Origin of the sequence: Pseudomonas shirazica (genome assembly GCF_015168335.1) — a bacterium.
Lineage (GTDB): Bacteria > Pseudomonadota > Gammaproteobacteria > Pseudomonadales > Pseudomonadaceae > Aquipseudomonas > Aquipseudomonas asiatica.
This window is the reverse complement of the sequence record NZ_CP063456.1, coordinates 1,636,259-1,659,899: the sequence shown is the minus strand read 5'-3', so window position 1 is coordinate 1,659,899 and position 23,641 is coordinate 1,636,259. Positions and strand designations below refer to the sequence as shown.

The 23,641-nt window shown below is 63.3% G+C and carries 26 protein-coding genes and 1 tRNA gene; 17 read left to right on the top strand and 10 right to left on the bottom strand.

Translation table 11 applies throughout. From position 1 onward, the window contains the following. Nucleotides 1-61: 61 nt before the first annotated feature. On the bottom strand, nt 62-412 hold the full coding sequence (locus tag IMX18_RS07580; protein ID WP_100412882.1) for a hypothetical protein: 351 nt from the start codon (nt 410-412) through the stop codon (nt 62-64). A 114-nt stretch (nt 413-526) separates the two neighbouring features. Here IMX18_RS07580 and IMX18_RS07575 point away from each other — a divergent pair, with 114 nt between their 5' ends. The 5 genes from IMX18_RS07575 (at nt 527) to IMX18_RS07555 (ending at nt 5,120) form a co-directional block, all read left to right on the top strand. Next, on the top strand, nt 527-817 hold the full coding sequence (locus tag IMX18_RS07575) for an RcnB family protein (RefSeq protein WP_100412883.1): 291 nt from the start codon (nt 527-529) through the stop codon (nt 815-817). Nucleotides 818-946: 129 nt separating this feature from the next. Beyond that, the gene (locus IMX18_RS07570; RefSeq protein ID WP_217190161.1) at nt 947-1,132 is read left to right on the top strand and encodes a hypothetical protein; all 186 of its coding nucleotides are present in this window, start codon (nt 947-949) and stop codon (nt 1,130-1,132) included. Nucleotides 1,133-1,206: 74 nt separating this feature from the next. Then, nucleotides 1,207-1,590 (top strand): glycine zipper domain-containing protein, encoded by a 384-nt coding sequence (locus IMX18_RS07565; protein ID WP_013973215.1) that lies wholly within the window; start codon nt 1,207-1,209, stop codon nt 1,588-1,590. 138 nt (nt 1,591-1,728) lie between these two features. Continuing rightward, nucleotides 1,729-3,558 (top strand): SLC13 family permease, encoded by a 1,830-nt coding sequence (locus IMX18_RS07560; RefSeq protein ID WP_039614496.1) that lies wholly within the window; start codon nt 1,729-1,731, stop codon nt 3,556-3,558. A gap of 137 nt (nt 3,559-3,695) precedes the next feature. Further along, complete coding sequence (locus IMX18_RS07555) at nt 3,696-5,120, top strand: GGDEF domain-containing protein (protein ID WP_015270912.1); 1,425 nt, start codon at nt 3,696-3,698, stop codon at nt 5,118-5,120. A 1-nt stretch (nt 5,121) separates the two neighbouring features. Here the strand turns inward: IMX18_RS07555 and IMX18_RS07550 are convergent, their stop codons facing one another. Continuing rightward, nucleotides 5,122-5,883 carry a sulfite exporter TauE/SafE family protein gene (locus IMX18_RS07550; protein ID WP_015270913.1) on the bottom strand — a complete coding sequence of 254 codons (762 nt, stop codon included), beginning with the start codon at nt 5,881-5,883 and terminating at the stop codon, nt 5,122-5,124. Nucleotides 5,884-5,981: 98 nt separating this feature from the next. Between IMX18_RS07550 and IMX18_RS07545 the strand changes: the two genes are divergently transcribed. Then, a complete protein-coding gene (locus IMX18_RS07545; protein ID WP_100412884.1) occupies nt 5,982-6,887 on the top strand; it encodes a LysR family transcriptional regulator in 906 nt (301 codons plus the stop codon). A gap of 227 nt (nt 6,888-7,114) precedes the next feature. On the opposite strand, the gene IMX18_RS07540 is transcribed toward IMX18_RS07545, so the two are convergent. Beyond that, a complete protein-coding gene (locus IMX18_RS07540) occupies nt 7,115-7,450 on the bottom strand; it encodes a hypothetical protein (protein ID WP_137109024.1) in 336 nt (111 codons plus the stop codon). Nucleotides 7,451-7,725: 275 nt separating this feature from the next. Here IMX18_RS07540 and IMX18_RS07535 point away from each other — a divergent pair, with 275 nt between their 5' ends. The 3 genes from IMX18_RS07535 (at nt 7,726) to IMX18_RS07525 (ending at nt 9,131) form a co-directional block, all read left to right on the top strand. Continuing rightward, on the top strand, nt 7,726-8,304 hold the full coding sequence (locus IMX18_RS07535; RefSeq protein WP_100412886.1) for a cysteine hydrolase family protein: 579 nt from the start codon (nt 7,726-7,728) through the stop codon (nt 8,302-8,304). Nucleotides 8,305-8,424: 120 nt separating this feature from the next. Then, a complete protein-coding gene (locus IMX18_RS07530) occupies nt 8,425-8,625 on the top strand; it encodes a hypothetical protein (RefSeq protein ID WP_013973221.1) in 201 nt (66 codons plus the stop codon). A 320-nt stretch (nt 8,626-8,945) separates the two neighbouring features. After that, complete coding sequence (locus IMX18_RS07525; protein WP_015270917.1) at nt 8,946-9,131, top strand: hypothetical protein; 186 nt, start codon at nt 8,946-8,948, stop codon at nt 9,129-9,131. A gap of 347 nt (nt 9,132-9,478) precedes the next feature. Here IMX18_RS07525 and IMX18_RS07520 read toward each other — a convergent pair. Continuing rightward, a tRNA-Ser gene (locus IMX18_RS07520) sits at nt 9,479-9,566 on the bottom strand. A gap of 134 nt (nt 9,567-9,700) precedes the next feature. On the opposite strand from IMX18_RS07520, the gene IMX18_RS07515 reads away from it, so the two are divergent. From IMX18_RS07515 to IMX18_RS07480, 8 genes are all read left to right on the top strand, one after another. Beyond that, nucleotides 9,701-10,372: a Bax inhibitor-1/YccA family protein gene (locus tag IMX18_RS07515; protein WP_003251184.1), complete on the top strand. Its 672-nt coding sequence runs from the start codon at nt 9,701-9,703 to the stop codon at nt 10,370-10,372. 317 nt (nt 10,373-10,689) lie between these two features. Further along, on the top strand, nt 10,690-12,069 hold the full coding sequence (locus tag IMX18_RS07510; protein ID WP_217190162.1) for a nucleobase:cation symporter-2 family protein: 1,380 nt from the start codon (nt 10,690-10,692) through the stop codon (nt 12,067-12,069). A gap of 184 nt (nt 12,070-12,253) precedes the next feature. After that, complete coding sequence (tusD, locus tag IMX18_RS07505) at nt 12,254-12,646, top strand: sulfurtransferase complex subunit TusD (protein ID WP_013973276.1); 393 nt, start codon at nt 12,254-12,256, stop codon at nt 12,644-12,646. Between the two features lies 1 nt (nt 12,647). Then, on the top strand, nt 12,648-13,007 hold the full coding sequence (gene tusC / locus IMX18_RS07500) for a sulfurtransferase complex subunit TusC (RefSeq protein WP_102083439.1): 360 nt from the start codon (nt 12,648-12,650) through the stop codon (nt 13,005-13,007). Continuing rightward, entirely contained in the window at nt 13,007-13,303 is a 297-nt protein-coding gene (gene tusB / locus IMX18_RS07495) for a sulfurtransferase complex subunit TusB (protein WP_015270962.1), read from the top strand. Before tusC ends, tusB begins: the two co-directional genes overlap by 1 nt. Then, on the top strand, nt 13,300-13,635 hold the full coding sequence (locus IMX18_RS07490; RefSeq protein WP_015270963.1) for a TusE/DsrC/DsvC family sulfur relay protein: 336 nt from the start codon (nt 13,300-13,302) through the stop codon (nt 13,633-13,635). Before tusB ends, IMX18_RS07490 begins: the two co-directional genes overlap by 4 nt. Further along, nucleotides 13,632-14,636, top strand: a complete 1,005-nt coding sequence (locus IMX18_RS07485; protein ID WP_100412889.1) for a glycosyl transferase family protein — start codon at nt 13,632-13,634, stop codon at nt 14,634-14,636. Before IMX18_RS07490 ends, IMX18_RS07485 begins: the two co-directional genes overlap by 4 nt. Nucleotides 14,637-14,728: 92 nt before the next feature. Then, nucleotides 14,729-15,688, top strand: coding sequence for a glutathione S-transferase family protein (locus IMX18_RS07480; RefSeq protein ID WP_013973281.1), 960 nt, complete (start codon nt 14,729-14,731; stop codon nt 15,686-15,688). Between the two features lie 116 nt (nt 15,689-15,804). On the opposite strand, the gene cysG is transcribed toward IMX18_RS07480, so the two are convergent. The 6 genes from cysG to IMX18_RS07450 all read right to left on the bottom strand — a co-directional run bounded on the left by cysG (nt 15,805) and on the right by IMX18_RS07450 (nt 23,464). Further along, entirely contained in the window at nt 15,805-17,196 is a 1,392-nt protein-coding gene (cysG, locus tag IMX18_RS07475) for a siroheme synthase CysG (RefSeq protein WP_013973282.1), read from the bottom strand. Continuing rightward, a complete protein-coding gene (serS, locus tag IMX18_RS07470; RefSeq protein ID WP_003258877.1) occupies nt 17,197-18,477 on the bottom strand; it encodes a serine--tRNA ligase in 1,281 nt (426 codons plus the stop codon). Between the two features lie 30 nt (nt 18,478-18,507). Beyond that, nucleotides 18,508-18,882: a fluoride efflux transporter CrcB gene (gene crcB, locus IMX18_RS07465; protein ID WP_015270966.1), complete on the bottom strand. Its 375-nt coding sequence runs from the start codon at nt 18,880-18,882 to the stop codon at nt 18,508-18,510. Next, a complete protein-coding gene (locus IMX18_RS07460) occupies nt 18,879-20,204 on the bottom strand; it encodes a replication-associated recombination protein A (RefSeq protein ID WP_013973284.1) in 1,326 nt (441 codons plus the stop codon). Before IMX18_RS07460 ends, crcB begins: the two co-directional genes overlap by 4 nt. 12 nt (nt 20,205-20,216) lie before the next feature. Beyond that, a complete protein-coding gene (gene lolA, locus IMX18_RS07455) occupies nt 20,217-20,852 on the bottom strand; it encodes an outer membrane lipoprotein periplasmic chaperone LolA (RefSeq protein ID WP_015270967.1) in 636 nt (211 codons plus the stop codon). Nucleotides 20,853-20,914: 62 nt separating this feature from the next. Beyond that, entirely contained in the window at nt 20,915-23,464 is a 2,550-nt protein-coding gene (locus IMX18_RS07450; protein ID WP_411829477.1) for a DNA translocase FtsK, read from the bottom strand. Nucleotides 23,465-23,641 lie beyond the last annotated feature (177 nt).

Below are 23,641 nucleotides of genomic sequence, written 5' to 3'. Positions count from 1 at the left end.
GCTCCCACCCGACCCCACAGAGCCCCTGCCAAGTCAACCAGCCATGTGAAGTCGCCAGCCGTTACAGGCAGGTCGCCGCCGCCGCCCGGCGCTGCAGGGCCACACCGTCGTTCTTCTGCGCGTAGTAATCCACCCGCGCCCCACCCATCTGCGGGTACACGTCCACGAACGCCTCGGCCTCACGGGTATACACGGTGAAGCCACCTTGCTTGCGTGGTTCCAGATAACCACTGGCGTCGTCGCCGAATACCTTCTCTTCCTGCCAGCTGAACTGGATGCACTGGGCCACCAGCTCTGGCGCCTTGTGCGAGTCGAGCTGCGCGGTCGGCTTGCCGCCTCGGGCCGTTTCCATGGTCGCAGAAGCACAACCGACCAGCATCAACGCCGCGGCCATCGGCAGAATCGCACGCATGTTCCATCCTCAGGATAAAAAAGAAGGCGACTCTAGCACTGGCAAGCATCGCGAGTGAATTGTCGCGCTCAGGTGGCTGTCGCAGATAAGGCATTCCGTCACAAGGAGATAACCATGAAACTGCACCACCTGCTGTTCGCCGTCCTTGCCAGCCTGCCCCTGGCTGCCACCGCAGCCCCCTCCAACGAAGAAAGCGTCACCACACCAGAAACCCACAACCGAGAGCTCAAGGTCGGCGACAAGGCACCCGACCAGTACAAACGCGATGACCAGGCTATCAAGGACTGGAAAGCCAAGGGCCTGCCAGCACCGGAAAAGGAAAGCCACTGGGTAAACATGGGTGGGCGCTACGTGCTGGTGCAGATCACCAACGGTGTGGTGCTGGCGATCCAGCCAGCCCGCTGATTCAACACTCTTCACTCCCGCCGCTCTCGCTGGCACGACAATTTTTTGCCTGCCAGCGAAACCAAATGGATCCTTTCCAGTCTCAGGAGGTGTGCCGTAAACCATTGCGGATCAAGGACCTATATCGTGATGACCCGTCTTGCAAGCCTTTCACTGATTGCTGTTGTCCTGCTGACTGCCGGGTGCCATAGCCATCGCTACCATGACGACGACGATGGCTGGCGTGACCGTGACCATCGCCACCACCATCGGCATGACCGCGACGACGATGATGACGACTATCGTCGATATCGTGGTGACCGCTACTACCGCTGAAACGTCTTTTTCAACCCTGGCCCGCCGCCCATTGCGCGGCACCTTAACCTGATGATTCCTTTGAGGTTCGTATCATGCGTCTGACTCTGCCTTCCCTTGCCCTCGGCCTGCTGCTGTGCCAGGGCGCTTTCGCCGGTGACGGTACCGCCGCCATTGGCGGTGGCCTGGGTGGTGTTCTGGGTAACGTTGTCGGTCAACAGATCGGCGGCAAAACGGGGGCGGCCATCGGCGCCGGCCTCGGCGGCGCAGCCGGCAGTGCGGTAGGTGCACGCAAGGGCAACCGTACCGAAGCCGCCATTGGCGGTGGCCTGGGCTCGGCGGGCGGTTCGCTGCTGGGCGGCGCGGTGGGCGGCAAGACCGGCTCCACCGTGGGTGCCGGCCTGGGTGGTGCGGCCGGTGGTGCCATCGGCAACCACCTGGGCGACAACAACGGCAAGCACCACCGTCACCGTCACTGATTCCAGTGACAAAGGGGCCGCAATGCGGCCCCTTTTGTTTTGCAAACCCTGCAGTACATCAACACCCCCTTCAGCACAATCCGGCACACTGGCTGCTACTGTCTATCGTGCCCCCGTGTGAAGGAACACCCCCTCCCCATGAACCAAGAGCTGCTATGGGTCCTCGGCCTGCTGGCCATCGTCATCACCCTGTTCGTCATCAACCGCCCACGCATGGACGTGGTCGCGCTACTGGTGATCCTCGCCCTGCCGCTGTCGGGCATCCTCACCGTGGAGCAGGCGCTGGCCGGTTTCAGTGACCCCAACGTGGTGTTGATCGCCGCCTTGTTCGTGATCGGTGAAGGCCTGGTGCGCACCGGCATTGCCTACCGTATCGGCGAATGGATGAGCGAGCGGGCCGGCAACAGCGAGGCACGCCTGCTGGTGTTGCTGATGGTAGCCGTGGCGGGGCTGGGTTCGATGATGAGCTCCACCGGCGTGGTGGCCATTTTCATTCCGGTGGTGCTGAGCATCGCTGCACGCCTGCAGCTTTCGCCCGCCCGCCTGATGATGCCGCTGGCTTTCGCCGGCCTGATCAGCGGCATGCTCAGCCTGGTGGCCACACCGCCCAACGTGGTGGTACACAGCGAGCTGGTACGCCATGGCGAAGCGGGCTTCAGCTTCTTCAGCTTCACCCCGTTCGGCCTGGTGGTGCTGGTGCTGGGCATCGGCTACATGCTGCTGACCCGGCACTGGCTGAATGGCGAAGTGCGCAAGGACGGCCGCGTGGAAAGCCGCCGCACCCTGCTGGACCTGGTGCTGGACTACAAGCTCAATGGCCGTGAACGGCGCCTGCGCATCCGCCCCCATTCACCGCTGATCGGTCATACCCTGGGCGAGCTGGAGCTGCGCACCCGGCATGGCGCCAACGTGATCGGTATCGAGCGCCAGCACAAGTTCACCACGCGGGTGATCGCCGCCGACTCCAGCACCGTGCTGCACCAGGGCGATGTGCTGCTGCTCGACCTGTTCGCCAACCGCGACGACCTGCGCAGCCTGTGCCAGACCATGCAGCTGGAGCCGCTGCACTTCAAGGCCGCCTACTTCATTGACCAGTCCCAGGAGCTGGGCATGGCCGAGGTATTGCTGCCACCAGGTTCGAAACTGCTCGGCAAGAGCATCCTCGAACTGGCCTTTCGCACTCGCTTCGACCTCAACGTTGTCGGCTTGCGCCGCGAGCAGGTGGCGATCGAAGAACAGCTGGTGGAAGAAAAGCTGCGCCTGGGCGACACCCTGCTGGTAGTCGGCCCGTGGAAAGCCGTGCGCCAGTTGCAAAGCAAGCCCAAGGACTTCCTGGTACTGAGCCTGCCCGCAGAAATCGACCTGGTCGCGCCCGCCCGCACCCGCGCACCACAGGCGTTGCTGAGCCTGGCGGTGATGGTCGGGCTGATGGTCAGCGGCGCGGTCCCCAATGTCATTGCCGCGCTGATCGGCTGCCTGCTGATGGGCGCAGGCCGCTGCATCGACATGAACAGCGCCTACCGGGCCATCCACTGGCAAAGCCTGGTGCTGATCGTCGGTATGCTGCCCTTTGCCCAGGCACTGCAGAAAACCGGCGGCATCGACCTGGCAGTGGGCGGCCTGGTCAGCGTGCTGGGCGGTGCCGGCCCCAGCGCCATCCTCGCCTGCCTGTTCGCGGTCACGGCGGTGATCGGCCTGTTCATCTCCAACACGGCCACTGCGGTACTGATGGCACCCGTGGCCGTCAGCACCGCCACGCAGCTGGGCATGTCGCCCTACCCGTTTGCCATGACCGTGGCGCTGGCTGCCTCGGCGGCCTTCATGACGCCGGTGTCATCGCCGGTGAACACCCTGGTACTTGGCCCGGGGCAATACCGCTTCGCTGACTTTGTCAAAGTTGGCGTGCCGTTCACCATACTGGTAATGCTGGTGACCGTGTTGATGGTGCCGTGGTTCTTTGGGCTGTAGGGTTTGGCTACGAATGAAGGCAATTTGGCATTATCTCGACCGATCGCGGCAGATTGACATCAAGTCCCCTGACGAAACACACTTATGCGCAATTGCCCCAGGTGCTTCAAGCCGTTGTCCTGGATTTCGTTCCCGCCTTGCCGGTCGAGCCCATGGTTTTTCCAGCCCAATCGCGCTTGTTGCACTACGTCGTTCTACTCGGCCTGACCTTCGCCCTGACCCTGGGTGGCATCCTGGCCCGCCCGATCGAATCCCTGTCGCTGTTCTGGCCGGTCAATGCGGTCCTGGCTGGGGTGCTACTGCGCTACCCCCGCCAAGCCACGCTGACGGGCTTTACCCTGGTCTGGCTGGCCATGGTCGGCGCCGACCTGCTGTGCGGCAGCGCCTGGGTGCCTGCCCTGTGGTTCAACCTGTGCAACCTGGGCGTGGTGGTCACCCTCTGGCTGATGCTCTCGCGCTTGCCACGCCTGCACCGACGGATGCGTACTCCCCACGGCGTCCTCAGCGTGTTCGGCGCCAGTGCCGCCGGGGCAATAGTGGCTGCCAGCATGGCGGCGGCAGTGGCCGCGCCGTGGTTCGAACAGTCGTTGCGCGCCACCTGGCTGGCCTGGTTCAGTGAACAGTTCTCGACCAGCGTGCTGGTGCTGCCAGTGCTGCTGACAGCCCCTACGGCACGAGCGCTGGTGCGCGGTGGCGCCCAGGCCATCCGCCTGGCGCCGTTGCTGGTGCTGCTGGCCTCGCTGGCGTTCAGCATTGCCTTCGGCGGCCCCGGGGCCATTGCCTTCCCGATTGCCGCGCTGCTGTGGTGCGCCTGGACTTACTCACCGTTCCTGGTTTCTCTGCTGACACTCACCGCTGGCAGCACGCTGATCGTGGCGGTGGCGCAAAACCTCATGCATTTCAGCGTGCCGCAAAGCGAGCCCGGAGTGACCACACTGATGTCGGCGCGCCTGGGCATCGCCATGCTGGTGCTCGGGCCGCTGGTGGTGGCCTGCGTCAGCCAGGCAAACCGCAGCCTGATGGCCCGCCTGGCGCATCAGGCCAGCATCGACCACCTCACCGGTGTGCTCACCCGCAGCGCCTTCACCCGCCGCGCCAACGCGCTGCTGGAAAGCCGCCAGCAACACGCCCAGGCGCTGCCGCTGACCCTGATGATGCTGGACATCGACCACTTCAAGTCGATCAATGATGTCCATGGCCATGCGGTCGGTGACCAGGTGCTGCGCCAGTTCGCCAGCACCCTGCAGGACCAGTTGCACGATGGTGAACTGTTCGCTCGCCTGGGCGGCGAGGAATTTGTCGTGGTCCTACCGGGCCTGGCGCCAGATCGGGCCAAGTTCACTGCCGAGCGCCTGCGCCGTGCGGTGCAGGACCTGCATGTGATGCAGGCCGGCCAGTCCCTGCAGATTACCGTCAGTATCGGCCTGGCCGGTTGTGCCGCCGACATGCCGGCCCCCACCCTCGATGAACTGCTGGCACGCGCCGATCAGGCGCTGTACCGCGCCAAGGCCCATGGCCGCAATCGCGTCGAACAGGCCGAGCCACAACGCCAGGCGATGTGAACTAGCCACCCAGCAGGTCCCACGTCAACTTGGCGATCAGCACGCACAAGAGCACCAGGAACAACCCACGCACAAAGCCCGCGCCCTTGCGCACCGCCAGCCAGGTACCGGTCAGCGCGCCGAGGATGTTGCAAGCCGCCATGGGCAAGGCGATGGCGTACAGCACATTGCCTGATGGCACGAAGAACACCAGCGCCGCCAGGTTGGTGGCGATGTTCACCACCTTGGCCGACGCCGAGGCGTGCAGAAAGTCCAAAGCGAAGAAGCGGATGAACAGGAAGATCAGGAAGCTGCCAGTACCCGGACCGAACAGGCCGTCGTAAAAACCGATCGCGCCACCGATCAGCACCGCCAGGCACTGCTCCTTGCGGCCGATCCTTGTGGGTTTGTGCAGCGTGCCGAAGTCCTTCTTGCAGAAGGTGTAGATGGCCATCAGCACGATCAGCACCAGCACCGCCGGGCGCATCACGCTGGGCGGCACCAGCGACACCGTGGCGGCACCGGCGAACGACATTACGAACGCACTGAGCGCTGCCGGCACGATCAACCCCCAGTCCAGCGTCACCCTGCGGATGAACGAACGCGCAGCGAAGGCCGTGCCACACACCGACGCCAGCTTGTTGCTTCCGAGCAATGCCGCCGGTTGCGCGGTGGGCAGCACGTTGAACAAGGCCGGAATCTGGATCAGCCCACCGCCACCCACGGCGGCGTCGATCAGCCCAGCGGCGAAGGCGAACACGGAAAGCACAGCGATATCCATCATGACGCGGTTCCAGGCAGTGAAGACGCCTGCAAGGCTAATCAAAGTGCCGCGCTTGTGTTGAAATGCCATATTGCGAAAACTGCAACGAGGAGCAAGCAATGGCATTGGACATGCTGCGGGAAATCCAGGCGTTCGTCAGCGTGGCGCACAAGCGCAGCTTCGTCGCCGCCGCCCGCGCCCTGGGGCGCTCCCCCAGCGCGGTAACCCGCGCGGTACAAACCCTGGAAGACAACGCCGGGAGCAAACTGCTCAACCGCAACGCCAATGCCGTGACCCTGACCGAAGCCGGCGAGCGCCTGCTGCCACACGCCGAACGCTTGCTGGATGTGCAACGTGATGCCGCCGACGAACTGGCCGCGCTCAGCGGCAGTGCACAAGGCTGGATCCGCTTCGCCGTGCCGCAGGTACTGGGCGAACATGTCCTGCCCCAGGTGCTTGCCGAGTTTTCCCGCTGCCACCCCCAGGTAACCCTGGACGTGCAGTACAGCGACGGGGCCTTGGACCCGCTGCGAGGCAAGTTCGACTTCGTGGTGCGCGGTGCCTTCCCACAGTCGAGCGAGCTGATCGGCTACCCGCTGTGGGATTACCAGCGTCACCTGTATGCAAGCCCTGAATACCTGGCACTGGCCGGCACGCCACAACAACCCGAGGACCTCGAGGGCCACGCGCTGATCCTGCACACCGCCCCGCGCATCCTCAAGGCCTGGCACTTCTGCCGCGACGGCCAGATCACCAGCCTGCGCCCCAGGCCCAGGCTGCGCCTGGACTCAGGCGACGCGGTGTACCACAGCACCTTGGCCGGCGCCGGTATCGCCCGCCTGGCCGCCTGGGTCGGCGAAGCGCAGGTCAAGGCCGGGCGGCTGGTGCGGGTATGCCCGCAGTACCGCCTGACCTCCAGCAACGGCCGGGACCCGCAGATGCATGCCGTGTACCCCGCCGGCGAGCTGCCGGCGCGGGTACGCGACCTGCTGGCAGCCCTGCGCCGCGCCGGCCTGGCCTACTGAAACAACGCCCTGAAACGGCTGTTCAATTTCTGCTCAATTTGACAGAGCCCGCCACAGGCTTGGCTTGCAGAACTTTATCCACAGACCTACCCACGTTTTTTGTGGACAGTTTTCCCAGTGCAAAGAATGACTTATCGTACAAATCGGTAGGGTGAATCGGCCAACAATGAAGAGGAATGGGCCCGCCCGAAGGACAGGCAGGCCGCGAGGGATAGGTGTGGTGAACGTCAGCTTGGCGGAATGGTGCCAAGGATACCGATCAGAATGGTCAGCAGCAGAAAACCACCCAGGAATAGCGCGAGCTTGCCCATTGGAACCTCTACAAGTGTGATGCGGGAATGGGCATATTGTCGGGCTTGGGCTGATACCGTTACAGATTCAGCTTTATGGAAAAAAAGCGGATCAGATGTGAGGCACCGGTTCTTTTGTGGGAGCGGCTTTGCGTCGCGAAAGGGCCGCAGGGCGGCCCCGGCAATCTTGAGGGATGCATCGAAAACCTGAGGCCGTTGCGCACCCCTTTCGCGACACAAGGCGCCGCTCCCATAGAACTGCACATAACTCATTGAATTAGCAGGGGCCCTGTGGGAGCGGCTTCAGCCGCGAACACCGGCGCAGCCGGTGCCATGCACCGCGTTGGATTCTTCGCGGCCAAAGCCGCTCCCACCGGGTACGCGGATTGCTTGCAATTTCAGTTATCTACGCGACAGCGCAGCCCAAAGAGCTGGGCCATCTCCCACAAGAGCGGCGCATCTGGCCCTTACGCGTGACAGCAATTTTTGCAGTCATCCACGCTGTGCTAGGGTCAAGCGCTCGAACCTGCCAGGAGTGCCATCCCTTCATGACCGCTTTCGCGACCAACGCTGCCTTGTTGTTGATCGACCTTCAGATTGGTATCCACCACCCGCGCCTGGGCCGGCGCAACAACCCTGAGGCCGAACTGCGTATAGGCGATCTGCTGGCTGCGTGGCGTCGGTCAGGACGCCCGGTGATCCATGTGCGCCACCTGTCCCGCTCGGTAGACTCGGTGTTCTGGCCGGGCCAGTCCGGTTGCGAATTCCAGCCCGCATTTACCCCACTGGCCAGCGAAACCGTGTTCGACAAACATGTGCCCGATGCCTTCGCCAACTCCGGCCTGGAGCGCTGGCTGCATGCGCGCAGCATCAACGCACTGGTCATCGCCGGGGTGATTACCAACAACTCCGTGGAAGCCACCGCACGCTCGGCGGGCAATCTCGGTTTCGATGTGGTGGTGGTGGAAGATGCCTGCTTCACCTTTGACCAGCACGACCTGCAAGGCCGGCTTTGGCCGGCGGAGGATGTACATGCGCTGTCGTTGAGCAACCTGGCTCTGGATTACGCGCGCATCCTGCGCACGGAGCAGGTTCTGATCGGTGACTCGCTTCAGGTCAACCGCTGAAGCTTCTGCGCAGGCAACCAGCCAACTCGTCATTGCCATGGCGGCGACACCAGACCCAGCCATTGAGCGGGCGCACCATCTACACCTGCTCTTGGCGAAGCGGATGGGCGCAGATGCCCGATGTCTACCCGCCACTCGACCACCACCCTGCCACACCGTTTCAGCCGTACACTGCTCGCCTGTACCCTGCTGCCACCTGGCCTGCTGACGGCGGACATCACCACGGCTGCAGCACAGCAGCCCCAGCCAGCCGCTACAGCGGCGGATGACTTCGACCCGCTTAACAACTTGCCGCAGGAAGCGCCTCAGACATTCACCTAGGCGGTGATGGATGCGGACCACCTGTAGCGCGCGGGGCGGCAATTGCTACATAAGGTTTCGAAAAGCACTGCAGCCTCTGGATCAATCCGCCTTGAGGGCCTGCATTGCCAAACACCTATCATCGCCACCTACCATGCGGGCTCAGGAGGGTTTGAAAGACATGATTTGAAACGCTGACTGTAGGATCTTTTACCGCGCAATGTAGGAAGAATCTATGTAGTGGGATTTGCCTGTATGAAACATCAGTTTCTCCAGCAAATTCGAACTGCTACGGTCCAGTTTTCCTACAGCGGCACGGAAGCCTACAGCATGAGAAAAGCATGGATCCGTTCAATACCTCGGCCCTGAAACTACAGAAGAATTTGCTTAACCTGCGCCTTGAGCGTGACCGCCTGAGAAGGGAGGGCAAGGACAAGGAGGCGGACGAACTTGCGGCACCGATCGAGCGGATAGAGGCAGCTATTCGTCAATTACCGGATGACATGAAGCCAGTGACCCTGCAATAAAACCTGCGGGAGCGGGCATGACCACGCCTGCATCAAACGCCTGCAGGCTACTGATGTGGAGCAAGGTTGGGTCCAGCCTACGGATCCGATTTCCGCGCAGTTGTCAGTAATGCAATTTGGCTTGAGAGGCTGCGGCTAGCGCTCAGTAGCAAGCGAGGAGCCCGCCTCGGCGGGCTTTTTCGTGCCTGTAAGAATGGGATGAAGCCAGTTAAGTTGGAGCCTTGGCGAAACCGACCAAGCAAGAAGTATCGGAAGCGCCTAAACAAACGATACCCACGGATGGTCCCGTGGATGGTTTCCTATGCCCCAGAAACGCAAAAAGCCCTGAATAATCAGGGCTTCGAATATGGCGGAAGCGTAGAGATTCGAACTCTAGGATAGTTGCCCATCGACGGTTTTCAAGACCGTTGCCTTAAACCACTCGGCCACGCTTCCAGCTCGTTTTGCGGCCGCCATAATACCGTAATGAAACAAGCTGTCAAACTCTCTGTGTCGCGGGTTGCGGGAGCTCTGATAGACTCCTAGCATCTGAACGTTTGAAAACCACAGGTTTACCAAGGAGTGTCGCCATGCGCGAACAGGATTACGCCGTACACCACGGCCAGCAGGTCGAGCAGCAGGAGATCAGCAAGGTCCTGCGCAACACGTACAGCCTGCTGGCGCTCACGCTCGCCTTCAGCGGTGTCATGGCCTTCGTGGCCCAGCAGATGCGCGTCGGCTACCCGAACGTGTTCGTGGTACTGATCGGCTTCTACGGGCTGTTCTTCCTTACCAACAAACTGCGTGATTCGGCCTGGGGCCTGGTATCCACCTTCGCGCTCACCGGCTTCATGGGCTTTATCCTCGGCCCTATCCTCAACCGCTACCTGGGCATGGCCGGTGGCGCCGAGGTGGTCAGCTCGGCATTTGCCATGACTGCCCTGGTGTTCGGCGGCCTGTCGGCTTATGTGCTGATTACCCGCAAGGATATGAGCTTCCTCAGCGGCTTCATCACTGCGGGCTTCTTTGTCCTGCTGGGTGCTGTCGTGGCCAGCTTCTTCTTCCAGATCAGCGGCCTGCAACTGGCGATCAGCGCTGGCTTCGTGCTGTTCTCGTCGGTCTGCATCCTGTTCCAGACCAGCGCGATCATTCACGGTGGCGAGCGTAACTACATCATGGCGACCATCAGCCTATATGTGTCGATCTACAACCTGTTTGTCAGCCTGCTGCAGCTGTTTGGCATCATGGGTCGTGATGACTGATTGATATCGGCAAGAGAAAGCCCGCTTCGGCGGGCTTTTTTATGGGCGCTCAACTCATCGATTTAGCTGGAGCCTTGTGGGAGCGGGCGAGCCCGCGAACACCGGCGAAGCCGGTGCCATATACCGAGTCGCATTCTTCGCGGGCACGCCCGCTCCCACAGGTTCGACTCCTGGGAAAAAGCGCCCAATAATTGACCATAAAGTCAGATAACCGGGCGAATGGTCGTCGATCATGCCGCCATCGTGCTTTTCTCTACCCCAATTCGCCATCACCCCGTAGAATGCGCTCCTTTTTTCTTCCGGGGCAGCTTTTCGCAATGAGCTCACACGAACACAGCCCAGGCGCGGCGGCGCCTGCCAATGAACTGGTGCTTGGTCTGGAGGACAAGCCACGGCTGTTGATCGGCCTGCTGGCAGCACTGCAGCACCTATTGGCGATCATCGTGCCGATCGTCACCCCTGGCCTGCTGATTTGCCAGGCTCTGGGTGTTTCGGCACGAGATACCAACCTGATCGTCTCCATGTCACTGGTAATCTCGGGTATCGCCACTTTCGTCCAGTGCAAGCGCTTCGGGCCATTCGGTGCCGGGCTGCTGATCGTCCAGGGCACCAGCTTCAACTTCGTCGGCCCGCTGATTGCCGGCGGGGCGCTGATGGTCAAGCAAGGTACGCCGGTAGAAGGCGTGATGGCGGCCATCTTTGGCGTGGTAATCGCCGGCTCGTTCGTCGAGATGGGCGTGTCGCGCATCCTGCCCTTCGTCAAACGCCTGATTACCCCGCTGGTAACCGGCATCGTGGTGCTGATGATCGGCCTGACCCTGATCAAGGTCGGCCTGATCAGCATGGGTGGTGGCTTCGGCGCCATGGCCAATGGCACCTTCGCCAATGGCGAGAACCTGCTGCTGTCGGGCGTGGTGCTGGCGATCATCGTCATCCTCAACCGCATCCCGGTGGTGTGGATGCGCAGCTGCGCCATCATTATCGCCCTGGCGGTCGGTTATGCGCTAGCCGGCTACCTGGGCCGCCTGGATTTCAACGGCATGCACGAAGCCGCGCTGTTCCAGGTGCCGACGCCGCTGCACTTCGGCCTGGGCTTCTCCTGGGCACTGTTCATCCCGATGCTGGTGATCTACTTGGTAACTTCGCTGGAAGCCATCGGTGACGTCACCGCCACCAGCAAGGTGTCGCGCCAGCCGGTCGAAGGGCCGGTGTGGATGCAGCGGATCAAGGGCGGTGTGCTGGTCAACGGGGCCAACTCGCTGCTGGCCGGTTTGTTCAACACCTTCCCGAGCTCGATCTTTGCCCAGAACAATGGCGTGATTCAGCTGACAGGGATCGCCAGCCGCCATATCGGCATGTGGATTGCCGTGATGCTGGTGCTGCTGGGGCTGTTCCCGAGCGTTGCCGGGGTGATCCAGGCGGTGCCGGAGCCGGTGCTGGGCGGTGCGGCCATGGTCATGTTCGGGGCGGTTGCGGCTTCGGGGATCAATATCCTCGCCAGCACTCGCCTGGACCGTCGTGCCCTGCTGATCATCGCTGTATCCCTGGCCCTCGGCCTGGGCGTGGCGCAGGTGCCGGAGTTCCTGGCGCACATGCCGGCGGCGATTCGCAATGTGCTGGAGTCGGGCGTGGCTACCGGGGGTATCTGTGCCCTGGTGTTGAACTGGTTCTTGCCGGAGAGCAAGGAACAGGCTTGAGCCTGGAGTCCTTCTGTCAGGGCCATGGGGCTGCTATGCAGCCCATCGCGACGCAAGGCCGCTCCTACACGAGGCCGCGTAAACCTGAAGATTGGTGCAAGACAGAAAGCCCGCCCCGCCATGCACAAGCGGGCGCGGGCTTTTTTGCTTTATCATGGCACCATTCCTTTTGCATGAGTTATCCATGAAATTCGCTATCGCGGTGTTCTCCCCGGCCCATGCGCCCTCCTCGCGGCGCGCCCTGCGCTACGCCGAGGCGGTGCTGGCCGGCGGGCATGAGATTGCCCGGCTGTTCTTCTACCAGGACGGGGTACACAGTGCCTCGGCCAACGTGGTCGCCCCCCAGGACGAGCTGGATGTTGCCGGCCAATGGCGCGCCTTCATTGCAGCCAACCAGCTGGACGCAGTGGTGTGCATCGCCGCCGCCCTGCGCCGTGGCGTGCTCGACGAGGCCGAGGCCAACCGCTACCAGCGCCCGGCCGTGAACCTGCCCAAGCCTTGGGAGCTGTCGGGGCTTGGCCAGCTGCATGAGGCGGCGCAAGTTGCCGATCGCCTTGTCTGCTTCGGAGGCGACTGAAATGGCCAAATCCTTGTTGATCATCAGCCGCCAGGCGCCCTGGAACGGCCCATCGGCCCGTGAAGCACTGGACATCGCCCTGGCTGGCGGCGCGTTTGATCTGCCGCTGGGCATGCTGTTCCTCGATGACGGCGTGCTCCAGCTCGCCGCAGACCAGCAGCCCACCGTCGTGCAACAGAAGAACCTGGCCGCCAACTTGCAGGCGCTGCCAATGTTCGGCGTCGAGGAACTGTTCGCCTGCAGCCACAGCCTCACTCGCCGCGGCCTGGCAGCCGACAATCTGGCGCTGCCGGTGCAAGTGCTGGACGACGCGGCCCTGACCGCACTGATCGCCCGTTTCGACCAGGTGGTAACGCTCTGATGACGACCCTGCATGTAATTGCCCACTCACCGTTTGGCGACGAACGCCTGGCCAGTTGCCTTCGCCTGCTCGGCGCCGACGACGCCCTGCTGCTGTGCGGCGATGCTGTATATGCCCTGCACAGCGGCAGCGAACCGCACCGCCGGCTGCAAGCCGCCGGCCTGGCCCAGCGCCTGTTCGCCCTGGAAGAAGACGTGCAGGCCCGCGCGGTCGCCAACGAACTGGCCAAGGCCGTGGACTACGCCGGGTTCGTCGAACTATCGCTGCATTACGACAAGGTCAATAGCTGGCTATGAATACCCTCAACGTTGGCGATCAGGCGATCGCCCTGGACAAGGACGGCTTCCTGGTCGACCTGCAAGACTGGTCGCATGCCGCCGCCGAGGCTTTGGCCGCGCGCGAGGGCATCCCTTTGACGGAGGACCACTGGGAAATCCTCGAACTGCTGCGCCAGTTCTACCAGGAATACCAGCTGTCCCCGGCCACGCGCCCGCTGATCAAGTACACGGCCCTCAAACTGGGCCCGGACAAGGGCAACAGCCCGCACCTCAACCGCCTGTTCAACGGCACTCCCGCCAAACTGGCCGCCAAGCTGGCGGGCCTGCCCAAGCCGACCAACTGCATATGACAGAACCTCGCCCGCTTACCCTGGAAACCCCTGCCGAACACCCGTTCGCCGAGTTCGTGCGCATTCTTGGCAAAGGCAAGCGCGGCGCGCGTGGCCTGACCCGTGAAGAAGCCCGCACGGCCATGACTCTGCTGCTGGAAGGCAAGGTCGAAGATGCCCAGCTCGGTGCCTTCCTCATGCTGCTGCGGCACAAGGAAGAAAGCGCCGAAGAACTGGCCGGCTTCACCGAGGCCCTGCGCGCCCACTTGCAGTCGCCGCGCATCGCCGTGGACCTGGACTGGCCCACCTACGCCGGCAAGAAGCGCCACCTACCCTGGTACCTGCTGGCTGCCAAATGCCTGGCCAACAATGGCGTGCGCATCCTGATGCACGGTGGCGGTGCGCATACCGCCGGGCGCATGTACACCGAGCAGTTGCTGTCCTTGCTGGAAATTCCGTTGTGCCGTGACTGGGCTGCGGTCAGCCGGACCCTGGACCAGCAACGCCTGGCCTTCTTCCCGCTGCAGGACTGGGCGCCGCAGTTGCAGCGCATGATCGACCTGCGCAACACCCTGGGCCTGCGTTCGCCCATCCATTCGCTGGCCCGGGTGCTCAACCCGCTGGCTGCGCGTTGTGGCCTGCAGAGCATCTTCCACCCCGGCTACCAGGCAGTACACCGCGAGGCCAGCCGCCTGCTGGGCGACCATGCCGTGGTAATCAAGGGTGATGGCGGCGAGATTGAGGTCAACCCCGATGTCATCAGCCATCTATACGGCACCACCACCGGCGAAGCCTGGGACGAGGAATGGCCAGCGCTGAGCGAACGCCGCCACGTGAAGCCGCCAAGCCTGCAGCCCGAGCAATTGCTGGTGGTCTGGCGCGGCGAGGCCGAGGACAGCTACGGTGAAATGGCCGTGGTCGCGACCATGGCCTTGGCCCTGCGCGGCCTTGGCCAGGACCGTGAGCAGGCTTTCGCCACCGCACGTGGTTACTGGACCGCACGGAACCAATCGAATAACTAGATACTAACGGGGCATTCTTTGCGCTAGTTATTCGAACGATTTCCCCTAGACTGGGCTCCAACGACAAACAACTTTGTTCCGAGGAGCTCACCATGGGCCTTTTGATCGACGGCCGCTGGCATGACCAGTGGTATGAAAACGGCAAGGACGGCACGTTCAAACGCGAAAACGCCCAACGCCGCAATCAGCTGCCCGCTCCCGAAGCTGGCCGTTACCACCTGTACGTCTCGCTGGCCTGCCCATGGGCACACCGCACCCTGATCTTCCGTGCCCTCAAGGGCCTGGAGCCACTGATCGACGTGTCGGTGGTCAGCTGGCTGATGCAGGACCATGGCTGGACTTTCGACCAGCAGCAAGGTTCCAGCGGCGACCACCTCGACGCGCTGCAGTACCTGCACCAGCGCTACACCCAGGATGACCCGCACTACACTGGCCGCGTGACTGTACCGGTGCTGTGGGACAAGAAAGAGAAACGCATCGTCAACAATGAGTCGTCGGAGATCATCCGCATCTTCAACAGCGCGTTCAACGAACTGACCGGCAATACACTGGACCTGTACCCAGAGCCGCTGCGCCCGACCATCGAGGCGCTGAACGAGCGCATCTACCCGGCGGTGAACAATGGCGTATATCGCGCAGGCTTTGCCACTACGCAGGAAGCCTACGAGGCTGCGTTTGACGAAGTGTTCAACGAACTGGACTACCTGGAAGACTTGCTGAGCCGCAACCGCTACCTGGCCGGGGAATACCTGACCGAGGCCGATGTGCGCCTGTTCACCACCCTGGTGCGCTTCGATGCCGTGTACCACGGGCACTTCAAGTGCAACCTGCGCCGCCTGAGCGACTATCACAACCTGTCGAACTGGCTGCGTGAACTGTACCAGTGGCCGGGGGTGGCGGGCACAGTGGACATGGAGCATATCCAGAAGCACTACTACATGAGCCACAAGACCATCAACCCGAACGGGATCGTGCCCAAGGGGCCGCTGCAGGACTTCAACCTGCCGCATGATCGGGAGCGGTTGGCAGGCAAGGGGATTTGGCAGGCTTGAGATTGCTGGGGCTGCTTTGCAGCCCATCGCGACACAAGGCCGCTCCTACAGGGGATCGCTGTCTCCTGTAGGAGCGGCCTTGTGTCGCGATGGGCCGCAAAGCGGCCCCAACGATTTCAGCTATTCTGCGAACCTTCGAACCAGGCCAGCTTGTCACGCAACTGCACCACTTCCCCGACAATCACCAGGGTCGGCGCATGCACTTCATGCTGCGCCACCAGGTCCGGCAAGTCCGCCAGGGTGCCGGTGAACACCCGCTGATTACGCGTAGTCCCCTGCTGCACCAGCGCCGCAGGGGTACTGGCCGCGCGGCCATGGCGAATCAGCTCGGCACAGATGGTCGGCAACCCCACCAAGCCCATGTAGAACACCAGGGTCTGCGCCGGCGCTACCAGGTCATGCCACGGCAGATTGCTGGTGCCATCCTTCAGGTGCCCGGTCACGAAACGCACCGATTGGGCATAGTCGCGGTGAGTCAGCGGAATCCCGCCATAGGCGGAACAACCGCTGGCTGCGGTAATGCCCGGCACCACCTGGAACGGGATGCCGTGCTCGGCCAGCTCTTCGATCTCTTCGCCGCCCCGCCCGAAGATGAACGGGTCGCCGCCCTTCAGGCGCAACACACGCTTGCCCTGCCGGGCCAGGTCGACCAGAAGGCGGTTGATCTGGTCCTGTGGCACGGCATGGTCGGCGCGACGCTTGCCCACGTAGATACGCTCGGCATCACGTCGGCACATCTCGATAATCGCCGGTGCCACCAGGCGGTCGTACAGCACCACGTCGGCCTGCTGCATCAGGCGCAAGGCGCGGAAGGTCAGCAAGTCCGGATCGCCCGGGCCAGCCCCCACCAGGTACACCTCACCGCCCTGCTGCACCGGTGCACCGTCGACCATCGCCTGCAACAGGCGCTCGGCCTCGGCGCCCTGCCCGGCCAGCTGACGCTCGGCAATAGGCCCTTGGAACACGGTTTCCCAGAAGCCTCGGCGCTGGTTGACGTCCGGGTACAAGGCCTTGACCTTGTCGCGGAAGCGTGCGGCCAGGCCGGCCAGTTCGCCGTAGGCGGACGGGATCCAGGCCTCCAGCTTGGCGCGAATCAAACGCGCCAGCACCGGAGCATCACCGCCACTGGACACCGCAACCACCAACGGCGAACGGTCGACGATCGCCGGGAAGATCACCGTGCACAGGGCCGGCGCATCCACCACGTTGACCGGCAGGCTGAGTGCCTGCGCATCCGCCGACACCTGGGCATTGAGCCCCGGGTCGTCGGTGGCCGCAATCACCAGCCGGCAACCGACCAGGTCGGCTGCCTGATAGCCGCGCACCAGCACCTCGCCGCCACCTTCCCGGGCCAGCGCGGCCAACTGGCCGTCGACATCCGGTGCAACCACGCGCAGCGCGGCGCCGGCGTCGGCCAGCAGGCGCGCTTTGCGCAAAGCGATCTCACCGCCGCCAACGACCAGCACGCGGCCGCCCTGCAGCTTGTGGAACAGCGGCAGGTAATCCATTTAGCGGATGACCTCGACGCCGCCCATGTAAGGCTTCAGCACTTCCGGCACACGGATGGAACCGTCGGCCTGCTGGTAGTTTTCCAGTACGGCAACCAAGGTACGGCCTACGGCCAGGCCGGACCCGTTGAGGGTATGCACCAGCTCTGGCTTGCCGGTTTCCGGGTTGCGCCAGCGGGCCTGCATGCGGCGCGCCTGGAAATCGCCGCAGTTGGAACACGAGCTGATTTCGCGGTACTTGTCCTGGCTTGGTACCCACACTTCCAGGTCGTAGGTCTTCACCGCGCCAAAGCCCATGTCGCCGGTGCACAGGGCCAGCACGCGGTACGGCAGCTCCAGCAGCTGCAGCACGCGCTCGGCGTTGGCAGTCAGGCCTTCCAGGGCTTCCATCGACTTGGACGGCTCGACCACCTGCACCATCTCGACCTTGTCGAACTGGTGCTGGCGGATCATGCCGCGGGTGTCACGGCCGGAAGCACCGGCTTCGCTGCGGAAGCACGGGGTGTGGGCAACCAGCTTCAGTGGCAGCTGCTTGGCATCGAGGATTTCACCGGCCACCAGGTTGGTCAGCGACACTTCGGCGGTCGGGATAAGGTAGAAGTCGGCCTCGCCTTCGCGGCTGATCTTGAACAGGTCTTCCTCGAACTTCGGCAGCTGGCCGGTACCCTGCAGGGCCGGGGCCTGGACCAGGTACGGGGTGTAGTGCTCCTCGTAACCGTGCTCGCCGGTGTGCAGGTTGATCATGAACTGCGCCAGGGCGCGGTGCAGGCGGGCAACTGGACCACGCAGCACGGCAAAACGCGCGCCAGACAGCTTGGCGGCAGCTTCGAAGTCCAGGCCACCGCTGACTTCGCCGAGCGCGACATGGTCCTTGATTTCGAAGTCGAAAGCCTTCGGCGTACCCCAACGGCGCACCTCGACGTTGTCGTCTTCGCTGGCACCAACCGGTACGCTGGCGTCCGGCAGGTTGGGGATGGTCAGCAGGATGCCATCCAGTTCGGCCTGGATGCCGTCCAGTTCAGTCTTGCCGGCAGCCAGTTCGTTGGCCATGCGCTCGACGTCAGCCATCAGCGGCGCAATATCTTCGCCCTTGGCCTTGGCCTGGCCGATGGACTTGGAACGGGCGTTACGCTCGGCCTGCAGCTGCTCGGTGCGGGTCTGCACCGCCTTGCGGCGCTCTTCCAGTGATTCGATGCGCGCGACATCCAGGCTGAAGCCACGGGAGGCCAGGCGATCCGCCACTTCCTGAAGTTGGCCGCGTAACAGTTTGGAATCGAGCATATCGTTCTCTCGTTATGTGTAGGTGTTGGTTCAGAATCGGGTCAGGGACAGGCCGGCCCAGGTCGCGAGCAGCCCGCCCACCACGCTGATACCGGTATAGCCCAAAGCCAGGGGCACTTGCCCGCTTTCCAGCAGGCGTACGGTATCCAGCGAAAAGGAGGAAAAAGTCGTCAGGCCGCCGAGGAAGCCGACGATCAGCCCGGCGCGCAGCTCGACCGGCACGATCGGCTTGTGCAGGAACAGACCATAAAGCAGGCCGATCAGCAGGCAGCCAACCAGGTTGACCGCCAGCGTACCGAGATAGAAGTGCCGTGGCCAGTGGGCAGACACCCAGTTGGTGGTGGCAAAGCGCAACAAGGTACCGGCAATACCGCCAGCGCTGACGGCGGCAATCAGTGCAATCACGGCTTTCTCCGCTGGCGGGGGCTGTTGCGGTCAAGGTCGGCCAGGTGGCGCAGCTTCTCGCCAATCTTCAGTTCCAGGCCACGGGGCACCGGCTGGTAGTACTGGCGCGGCTCGAGTTCCTCGGGGAAGTAGTCTTCGCCGGCGGCATAGGCGTCGGGTTCATCGTGGGCATAGCGGTACTCGTCGCCGTAGCCCAGTTGCTTCATCAGCTTGGTCGGGGCGTTGCGCAGGTGCAACGGCACTTCCAGCGAGCCATGCTCGGCGGCCTCGCGCAGGGCGGTCTTGAAGCCCATGTACACCGCGTTGCTCTTCGGCGCACAGGCAAGGTAGGTGATGGCCTGGGCTACCGCCAGTTCGCCCTCGGGGCTGCCCAGACGCTCTTGCACATCCCAAGCCGCCAGGCACAGGCTGAGCGCGCGCGGGTCGGCGTTGCCGATGTCTTCGCTGGCCATGCGCACCACGCGGCGGGCAATGTACAGCGGATCGCAGCCGCCATCGAGCATGCGCGCGAACCAGTACAGGGCGCCATCGGGGTTGGAGCCACGCACTGACTTGTGCAGCGCGGAAATCTGGTCGTAGAACGCCTCGCCACCCTTGTCGAAGCGGCGGCGGCTGTCGCCGAGCAGGCTCTGCAACATCTCGACATCGATCTCGCTGCCGTCTTCAGCCAGGTCCGAGGCGTTTTCCAGGAAGTTGAGCATGCGCCGGCCATCGCCGTCGGCGGCGGCCATCAGCATCTTGAAGGCGTCGTCGCCAACCCGCAGGTTGCGCTTGCCCAGGCCGCGCTCTTCAGTCAACGCGCGGTTGACCAGCTTGCGCAGCGCCGCCTCGTCCAGGCTCTTGAGCACATACACCCGCGCCCGCGACAACAATGCGTTGTTCAGCTCGAACGACGGGTTTTCGGTGGTGGCGCCAATGAACAGCAGGGTGCCGTCTTCCACATAGGGCAGGAAGGCATCCTGCTGCGACTTGTTGAAGCGGTGCACTTCGTCGACGAACAGGATGGTTCGGCGGCCGTACTGGCCAGCCTGCTGCTTGGCCACCTCGACCGCCTGGCGAATCTCCTTCACCCCGGCCAATACCGCCGACACCGTTTCGAAGTGCGCATCGCAGAACTGCGCCAGCAGCCGCGCGAGGGTGGTCTTGCCCACGCCCGGCGGCCCCCAGAAGATCATCGAGTGCAGCGCACCCTGCTCCAGCGCTTCGCGCAGCGGTTTGCCGCGCGCCAGCAGGTGCTCCTGGCCGACGTACTCGTCCAGGTTGGACGGGCGCAGACGAGCAGCCAGGGGCTGGGCGACGGGTTCGCTTCGAAACAGGTCCATGGCGAGCTCTGGTTACTCCTTGATGACGTCCGCGCCTTTGGGGATGTCGAACTTGAACTTGCTGTCCGGCACAGCCTGGTTGGCTTTCACGCCATTGAACAGGATGTTGGTGCGCTGGCCGACACTGTCGATCAGTTGCATGTCGTTGATCAGGCCCTTGCGGAACGACACGCGCAGCGAGTCGAACAGGGTGTCCTTGGTCTTCGGCTTGAGGGTGAAGTCCATCACTTCGCCCTGCTCCTTCGAGCTGATGTCGAAGCTCTGGCTGATCTTCGACACGTCACCGGACAGCAGCAGCGCCGGGGTCTGGTTCAGGCGCTGGTCGAGTTTCTTGATGGTTGCCTGCTCCAGGTCCGGGTCCCACAGGGTGACGTTCTTGCCGTCGGATACCACCACCTGCTCCTGCGGCGCATCGGTGTGCCAGTAGAACAGGCCAGGGCGCTTGACGGTCATCTTGCCGGAGGTTTCCTGCAGGCTGGTGCCGCCGGCGTCCAGGGTCAGCTGGGAGAAGTTGGCCTCGATGGTCTGCGACTTTTCCAGCAATTGGGTCAGGCGTTGTACGTCTTGCTCACCGGCATAAGCCGATACGGTGGCCGACACAGAAGCCGCGGCCAGGGCAGAAACCAACAGCATGCGAATCGCGCGCATGGGAGTCCTCATCGAGCATTGAAAAGGCCGGGCGCCACCGTTGGCGCACGGCAAGGTGTTCGTCAGTCGCGCGGGCCGCCCGGGGCTATCACTTCCCGCGAGCCGTTGCTGTTCATGGGGGTGACCACGCCGGCCATTTCCATGGCTTCGATCATGCGGGCGGCGCGGTTGTAGCCGATCTTCAGTTTGCGCTGCACGGCCGAGATGGACGCGCGGCGGCTTTCCAGCACGAACTGCACGGCCTCATCATACAGGGCGTCGCTTTCCGAATCTTCGCCATCGCCACCACCACCGCCGCCTTCGAAGCCGCTGCCGGCCTCCTCGACGCCGTTGAGGATGTCGTCGTTGTAGTCCGGGGCGCCGCGCAGCTTCCACGCTTCGACCACGCGGTGCACCTCGTCGTCGGAGACGAACGCGCCGTGCACGCGAATCGGCAGGCTGGTGCCCGGCGGCATGTACAGCATGTCACCGTGGCCCAGCAGCTGCTCGGCACCACCCTGGTCGATGATGGTCCGCGAGTCGATCTTGCTCGACACCTGGAACGCCATGCGGGTCGGGATGTTGGCCTTGATCAGGCCGGTAATCACGTCCACCGACGGGCGCTGGGTGGCGAGGATCAGGTGGATACCGGCGGCCCGCGCCTTCTGGGCGATACGGGCGATCAGCTCTTCGACCTTCTTGCCGACGATCATCATCATGTCGGCGAATTCGTCGACCACCACCACGATGGTCGGCAGGGTTTTCAGCGCAGGCGGCTCGTCGTCCATGCTCTCGCGGCGGTACAGCGGGTCATGGATGATCTCGCCGGCTTCCTGGGCGTCCTTGATCTTGCGGTTGAAGCCGGCCAGGTTACGCACGCCCATGGCCGCCATCAGCTTGTAGCGCCGCTCCATCTCGGCCACGCTCCAGCGCAAGGCGTTGGCGGCGTCCTTCATGTCGGTGACCACCGGGCACAGCAGGTGCGGGATGCCCTCGTAGATCGACAGTTCGAGCATTTTCGGGTCGATCATGATCAGCCGCGCGTCTTCCGGGCTGGACTTGAACAGGATCGACAGGATCATCGCGTTCACACCCACCGACTTACCGGAACCGGTAGTACCGGCCACCAGCAAGTGCGGCATCTTGGCCAGGTCGGTGATCACCGGCTTGCCGCCGATGTCGTGGCCCAGGGCCAGGGTGACCGGCGATTTCTGCTCGTCGTACTGCGGCGTGGCCAGCACTTCGGAGAAACGCACCATCTGCCGGTTCTCGTTGGGGATCTCGATACCCACGGTGGTCTTGCCGGGGATGACCTCGACCACACGCACACTGGTCACTGCCAGCGAACGCGCCAGGTCCTTGGCCAGGTTGGCGATACGGCTGACCTTCACACCGGCGGCCGGCTGGATTTCGTAACGGGTAATCACCGGGCCCGGGTGGATCGAGTCCACCGCCACTTCCACGCCGAATTCCTTGAGTTTGATTTCCAGCAGCTGGCCGACACCGGCCAGGGATTCCGGCGAGTACTCGATCTTCTTCTGTTCGGCCGGGTCGAGGATGGAGATCGACGGCAAGGTGCCTTCCACCGCGCTGTCGACGAACAGCGGCGCCTGCCTCTCCTTCATCACCCGCTTGCTCGGCTCCGGCGCCCTGGCGGGTGTCGGCGGCACGATCATCGGGGCCGCGGCAGGTGGTTCGCGAGAGATTACCGGCTCACGAGGTGCCGGCGACTCACGTGGCACCACAGGCTCGCGCGACAGGGTTGGCTCACGTGGTTCGACCGGCTGGGCAGGTGCTTCTTCACGCTTGAAAATGCGCTCGCGCAGCGCCGGCTTGGCCGGTTCGCGCTTGTCGGCGGTCATTGGCGCGGCCTTGACCACCGGTTCATCCTCACGCAGCTGCGCCTCCAGGCGCTTGCGCTCGTTGCGCGCTTCCCACCAACGGTTGGCGGCGCCCTGCACCAGCTCGAACAGGTCGAGGGTGATCTTGCCGGTCAGGTCCATCACCTTGAACCACGACAGGTCGGTGAACACGGTCAGGCCGAACAGGAACAGGGCAATGAACATCAGCGTGCTGCCCTGCACGTTCAGCAGGTTGCGCGCCAGGTCGCCGAGGCTCTCGCCCAATGCACCACCGGCGGAGAACGGCATGCTCGCAGGCGGGTGGAAATGGATATGGGCCAGCGCCGCACCAGACAGCACCAGAAACACCAGGCCGATCAGCCGCCAGGAGAACAGCCAGCCGCTCCAGTCCCAGGGCTGGTGGCGTTCGCGGAAGATCTGCCAAGTCTTTATCGCCAGCAGCAGCGGGAAGATGTAGGCGAAGTACCCCAGTACCATGAACAGGATGTCGGCGAAGTAGGCACCGGCACGCCCGGCGGCGTTCTGCACCTGGTCGACGTTGCTGGTGTGGCTGAAGCCCGGGTCCGACGTATCGTAGGTCAGCAGCGCCATCCACAGGTACAGGCACAGGGCGCCGACAGCGATCAACGCACCTTCCTTGAGGCGATAATGCAGCTGCTGCCGCCACAGAGGGACGGGCAAGGGAGCTGGAGTTGCGGTGGATTTCTTCAAAACGCGTCTATTCCTGCGCGTGCTGCGCGTCCAATAGTGATCGGCCGACGGTGCGGCCAATGAACCACTACTTTTAACATTACTGCCCGCCAGCCGCCATGGCGGCACGCCAGATGGGAGTTTGGCCGGGGGCGACTTTCATATAGCTGCAATTTGAGCATGCATTTTCTTTTGTGACAAAGGCTTATGCTGTGTTTTTGCACAGGTGTGACAGCAAATGTAGCGGATGGTGCCTGC